We start from the raw sequence: 6,424 nt of genomic DNA on the forward strand, positions 1-6,424 counted from the left end.
GTGTTCATATCGATTACAACAAGCCTCAGTCTGCTTTAACTCCGGAAGCTTCCTTAGCCATTTGGATGAACAGCTCATGAAGACGGTAATCATCAGTCAGCTCAGGATGATAGGAGGATGCTAGCAGGTGATCTTGCCTTGCCGTGACGATCTCTCCCTTATACATCGACAGCACTTCTACTCGGTCACTGACCTCTTTAATAAGCGGAGCACGAATAAACACCGCTCTGAGCGGTGTGTCTATACCCTTAACGTCCAAGTTCGTCTCGAAGCTTTCCCGTTGGCGTCCGAATGCGTTGCGCGCTACTGTCATATCCATCAAACTTAGATGGGGCTCCTCTGCACCTTCTAGACGTTTAGCCATTACAATGAGCCCTGCGCAGGTTCCGAATACGGGGTTGCCTCCATTGGCAAAATCGCGGATCGCTTCGATAAATCCATACTTACGCATCAGTTTACCAATCGTCGTACTCTCTCCGCCTGGAATAATGAGCCCGTCGATATCAGCAAGCTGCTCGGTTTTTTTCACAGCGACACCCTGTCCGCCAGCTAGCCCAATGCTCCGAATATGTTCAGCAACCGCTCCCTGCAGTGCTAATACACCGATGTTCATAGCTCTTCCTTCTTCCCATGCTCTAATAAATCTTTAAGCGGCCTCCCTCGGCATAAGAAAAGTGCCGAATGGAAGCCGCTCGTTGGTTTAACACATGTATATGACCAGCAAGTGGATTCTATTGGCTTTGCTTAAATACCGCGATCTTGCATCCGCTCAGAGGCATGGAGCTGGTTAATATCGATCCCTTTCATCGGAGCGCCTAAATCCTTGGACACGCGTGCGATCAACTCATAATCCTCGTAGTGAGTTGTTGCTTCAACAATAGCGCGCGCGAACTTCTCCGGGCTTTCGGATGTGAAGATACCGGATCCGACGAAGACACCGTCCGCTCCAAGATGCATCATCAATGCTGCATCCGACGGTGTTGCCACGCCGCCTGCAGCAAAGTTAACGACAGGAAGACGACCCGTTTCATGAATGTTAAGAAGCAAGTCATAATTGACACCGAGCAGCTTAGCTTCGTTAAATAACTCGTCCTTGGACAGGCTATGAATTCTGCGAATCTGACCTGTGATAATCCGCATATGACGAACAGCCTCAACGATATTGCCCGTTCCCGGCTCGCCTTTAGTACGAAGCATGGAGGCTCCTTCTTGAATGCGGCGAAGAGCCTCGCCCAGATCTTTCGCTCCGCAAACGAACGGAATCGTAAACAAGGATTTATCGATATGATACACTTCATCCGCAGGTGTAAGCACTTCGCTCTCGTCGATATAATCTACGCCGAGGGATTCGAGCACTTTAGCTTCGACATAATGTCCGATACGCGCTTTTGCCATAACAGGAATACTTACAGCCTTTATGACTTGCTCTACAAGCTCCGGGTTAGCCATACGGGCTACGCCGCCCGCTGCCCGGATTTCGGATGGCACTCTTTCTAATGCCATAATTGCTGTTGCACCAGCCGCTTCAGCAATTTTTGCTTGCTCGACGCTCATGACATCCATGATTACGCCGCCTTTTTGCATTTCGGCCATCCCGCGTTTAACTCTCGAAGTACCTGTTTCCATTATTTTATGCCTCCCGAAGATTCTAGCCATATAACCATAGATTTTACATGAACAGTTATCAATAGGCAACCAGTTAAGTCGGGATTTAGAAAAGATCTACAATCCCATTAAATAAATTGGAGAAGAAATTACCAATAGCGCGGAACATCAGCCGCCACCAGCTTGCCTTGTCAATGTCTTCTACTGCGATAAGATCAATTGAAACGACCTTTTCCTCCGCAGTAGACGGGTCGGTATATTTATAAGTAGCTGTTCCAACCTTATCACCGAGCTTAATCGGTGCCATCAGTGGTTCTTGAGTGGCTTTTACTTCTTGGATGGAGGTTTCAACCGCTACGCCCTTTGGAATCAAGATCGTGATATCCGTTGCCGTTACGATCGGCAGCTTCGTAGCAACACCTTTCTTGATAGGCAGCGTTTCATATTCAGGTATAGTTGCTTTCGCCTGGATGATTGTCTTCTTCTCGAAGTTCTTAAAGCCGTAATCGAATAGCTTCGCTGTTTCTAAGAAACGTTTGCCATCATTGGAGTTCCCCGGTACGCCCATTACGACAGCGATAAGGCGTGTGCCGTCACGTAAGGCGGTTCCCGTAAAGCAGTTACCCGCACTGCTTGTGTGACCGGTTTTCAAACCGTCTACACCTTCATAAGCGAACTTGCGGAGATTCGGATTATCTTTGTTGGAGCCTAACATCCAGTTCCAGTTATCGATAGCCTTCTTATCCCGTTCGCGGAACTTGTACTTTTGGATTTTGGCCGTTTCCAGAAATTCAGGCTCATCCTTAAGTATATGATAGGCAAGCGTCGCAGCATCCCTTGCAGACATTACGGTTTCGCCTTCAATCGATGCAGGGCGGAATTTCTCTGGCATATCCGCACGGTCCAGACCGGTGGAGTTAATAAAGTGGGATTCCTTCATGCCAAGCTCGGCTGCTGTATCATTCATCAGCTTAGCGAAGGCTTCCTCAGAACCTGCTACCGTCTCCGCTAATTGAGTGGTCGCATCGTTGGCCGATCCAACCGCCATTGCAATATATAGTTCTTTAATTGTATGTTTGTCACCCTCAGCCAGGAATATCCGGCTTCCGATTTGTTTAGCTGCATTCTCGCCAACCGACACGATATCCTCCCAATTGAGTTTTCCTTGTTTGACGGCTCTTGAGACCAAGTACTCCGTCATCATTTTCGACATACTTGCAGGAGGCTTAGCTACATCCGCATTTGATTGATAAAGAATTTGACCGCTCTCCGCATCCATCAGAACGGCTGATTGAGCATCCAACGTTGGAGCACCTTCAGGTGCAGCAGCTGCAAACGAGGATAAGCTGAACATAAAAAGAAGATTAATAAGAACGATAACGGCGACGAACCGTTTAGATAAGAGTGATTTAGGTAACGACAATAGATGATAACGATTCAACGCATTCTCTCCTTTTTCGATAAAATTCTTTGGTAAAACATTTACGCTCTATTGTAACATAGGTGACCAACAAGGAAAAAGCCGAAGGTCAGATTTCTCTTATCCCCCGGCTCCTCTATAGGCTAAACCCAAGCAGGTTTTTACATTGAATAGTTCGGTGCTTCCTTCGTAATTTGTACATCGTGCGGATGACTCTCGCGCAATCCAGCTCCCGTAATCCGGACAAATTGCGTATCATTCTTCAGCTCCGTAATCGTTGCTGTGCCGCAATAACCCATGCCTGAACGAAGTCCGCCCATCAATTGATGAATCGTATCTTTAAGTGGACCTTTGTACGCCACACGACCTTCAATACCTTCGGGAACAAGCTTGCTCTCGTCTTCTTGGAAATAACGGTCCTTACTGCCTTCCTTCATGGCACCGATGGAGCCCATGCCGCGATAGGACTTGTAGCGGCGGCCTTGATAGATCTCCGATTCGCCCGGGCTTTCCTCTGTACCGGCGAACAAGCTGCCTAACATGACACAACTTGCGCCAGCTGCGATTGCCTTCGTGACTTCCCCGGAATATTTAATTCCGCCGTCTGCAATAATGGGAATGTTATATTCCCGAGCTACGGTTGCACAGTCATAAATAGCCGTAATTTGAGGTACGCCGATACCCGCGATTATCCGCGTTGTACAGATCGAACCTGGTCCGATTCCGACCTTAATGACCGATGCTCCTGCTTCAATCAAATCGCGCGTTGCCTCGCCCGTGGCTACGTTACCCGCGACGATTGTTAGCTCGGGGTATTTCTCCCGCAATTTACGTACCATTGTGACGATGTCGATATGATGACCGTGCGCCGAATCGACAACCAGTACGTCTATACTAGCTTGAACCAGCGCTTCTGCCCGTTCGAACGTATCTTTGGAAACGCCAACCGCAGCTCCGACCAGCAAACGACCGATACGATCCTTCGCAGCGTTAGGGAATTGAATAGCTTTTTCGATATCCTTTATGGTTATTAGACCTTTAAGGGTATTCGTTTCATCTACCAAAGGAAGCTTCTCGATCTTATGCTTCTGCAGAATACCTTCTGCTTGCTGTAACGTGGTTCCGACAGGTGCCGTTACCAGGTTCTCGTGGGTCATAACATCACTAATTTTAATGGAGTAGTCGTGTACGAATCGCAAATCCCTGTTCGTAAGAATACCAACCAGCTTGCCCTCCACATTCACGATCGGAACACCGGAAATCCGGTATTTGCCCATTAGCTCTTCAGCGTCGTACACATGATGATCTGGTGTTAGAGAGAATGGGTTTGTAATAACACCGCTCTCTGATCGCTTAACGCGATCCACTTCTTCAGCCTGCTGGGTAATAGACATGTTCTTATGGATAATGCCGATTCCACCCTCACGTGCAATTGCAATCGCTAACGCTGCTTCCGTGACCGTATCCATCCCCGCGCTGATCAACGGTATATTCAGCTTTACCGAAGGACTGAGTACGGTTGAGACATCAACGTCCCGAGGAAGAATAGCTGATTTACGGGGAACGAGTAATACGTCATCAAATGTAAGTCCTTCTTTGGCGAATTTGTTTTGCCACACGATTATTACCCCCCTTTGCCGGATGCATTTCCGGTCATTATCTCCGATTGATTATCGTCAATCTTAGCAGAGGCTACATAGGCTGTCAAGCTTATTCGAAATCGCGAGAACCCGCACCATGTAAGCGTTTTTCAACCCATAACAGGCCTTATCATTTGTTATAAATAGGGTAGCGGCTAGACGAATTCCAAAGCATGTAAGAATTAAAACCGGCATTTCGAGCAGCTTGAATTTGTTCGCGAATTTGTGCGGCCCCATATTTCTGGTGCGGATCAAGCCATCCCGCCGTAAAAGCCTGCAGCCAAGGACGGACTTTGGCGGTTTCGATTCCTTTGCCCTTTAACTTCTTATTGTATTTAGCCGCATCACGTAAAGCATGAGTAATAATTGGACCCGGGCTAAGATCTGGATTGTCAATGCCCCATGTCCCTTTCGAGTAATGCGAAGGGTAAATCATGGGAGAGATAACATCAACTTCTTTGGCTATGAGGTTCCAGCTTTGACCGATTCCCATGTCATTGGTTAAAGAACCCACCATTCCAAACACATCCGCCGACATTCTTATCCCCTTTTTATGGCAACGTATGCTTGCACGATGAAGAAATCGACGGATTGCTTCGCTTTTTGTCCATCCTTGAGGATTAGCATAAGTGACTTCAGCATCTACTTTAGATCCATTTTCCGGAAACCGTACATAATCGAATTGAACCTCATCAAAACCAAGCTCTGCTGCATATTCGGCCATATCCATTTTATATTTCCATGCCTCTTGGCGGAAGGGATCGATCCACGCTGTACCGCTGCGATCTCTCCATACCGTTCCGTTTTTTTGCTTTAGAGTCCACGCCGGTACTCGACTTGCAAGATCAGGGTCCTTGAATGCAGTAATTCTTGCAATTAAGTAAATATGATGATTTTTCAACTTTTGTATGACTTGGCGAAAATGGTTCGCAGATTTCTTTGTGGATGGAGCGAAGATAGGAGTATTATTCCGGTGAGCAACCGACGAAAGCAAAATTCCGCTATTGATGTCTAGAACCATCGCATTTAGCTCAGTTCGATTCACAAGATCGATTAGCTCTTTAATTCTTTGGCTATTGGCAACATACGAAGACACATAGATAGCACGAATGGGGGTTTTTGGTTTCATCTGCCAAACCGGCTGGCTGTCTTGTTGGTCCGTGAAGCGATTTGAAATGATTGACGGTGAAAACTTAATGGGATCTTCCTCCTTTTGTATTAGAGGAGAAGAACATCCAATTAAGCCACTCACCAAAATGACGACAAGGACGATAAACCTAACAACCACGCGCAAGCTTCGGAAGTCATTCAATACAAGCCGCCTCCCGCATTAAAAGTAACTATAGTGTTTACTTAGGGAGGGAATGAGTTTAGTTTGAGTTTATGGAATTTGCGGAGGGGATTAACATTTTGGGGTTTCCATGCATCGGGCACCAAAAGTAGCCTGATGTGCCAGAAAACACAAAAAAACGAAGTATCCCTAAAGGATTACTTCGAAAATGTGCATACCATATAGGCTTGCGCCTTGAAAACTGGATGCGAACCCGTGCGACGAAGTCGTCACGGCCCGTATGTCAGCAGGCAACGTTGCAGAGCAACGTGCCTGCTGACATACGAAACAAAGCGGTTAGGGAGACAACACTTGCGTGTTGCTCTTAGAAGAAGGTGTATAACATGTCTTACCGTGTCATTCGTGACGACTTCGTCGCACGTTTCGCTTAGGATAAGCCCTCGACCGATTAGTACTCGTCAGCTGCAC

The 6,424-nt window shown here is 47.1% G+C and carries 5 protein-coding genes; all 5 read right to left on the minus strand.

Annotated elements, in window-relative coordinates; all coding sequences use genetic code 11:
* Positions 1-25: 25 nt before the first annotated feature.
* Positions 26-613: a pyridoxal 5'-phosphate synthase glutaminase subunit PdxT gene (gene pdxT, locus ACESLK_RS17900; RefSeq protein WP_373231061.1), complete on the minus strand. Its 588-nt coding sequence runs from the start codon at positions 611-613 to the stop codon at positions 26-28.
* A 131-nt stretch (positions 614-744) separates the two neighbouring features.
* Positions 745-1,629 carry a pyridoxal 5'-phosphate synthase lyase subunit PdxS gene (gene pdxS / locus ACESLK_RS17905; RefSeq protein WP_373231068.1) on the minus strand — a complete coding sequence of 295 codons (885 nt, stop codon included), beginning with the start codon at positions 1,627-1,629 and terminating at the stop codon, positions 745-747.
* Positions 1,630-1,711: 82 nt separating this feature from the next.
* Positions 1,712-3,046, minus strand: a complete 1,335-nt coding sequence (locus tag ACESLK_RS17910; protein WP_373231062.1) for a D-alanyl-D-alanine carboxypeptidase family protein — start codon at positions 3,044-3,046, stop codon at positions 1,712-1,714.
* A gap of 140 nt (positions 3,047-3,186) precedes the next feature.
* Positions 3,187-4,644: an IMP dehydrogenase gene (gene guaB / locus ACESLK_RS17915; protein WP_373231063.1), complete on the minus strand. Its 1,458-nt coding sequence runs from the start codon at positions 4,642-4,644 to the stop codon at positions 3,187-3,189.
* A 151-nt stretch (positions 4,645-4,795) separates the two neighbouring features.
* Positions 4,796-5,977, minus strand: coding sequence for a putative glycoside hydrolase (locus tag ACESLK_RS17920; RefSeq protein ID WP_373231064.1), 1,182 nt, complete (start codon positions 5,975-5,977; stop codon positions 4,796-4,798).
* Positions 5,978-6,424 lie beyond the last annotated feature (447 nt).

Source organism: Cohnella sp. (assembly GCF_041640265.1).
Taxonomy (GTDB): Bacteria; Bacillota; Bacilli; order Paenibacillales; family Paenibacillaceae; genus Cohnella.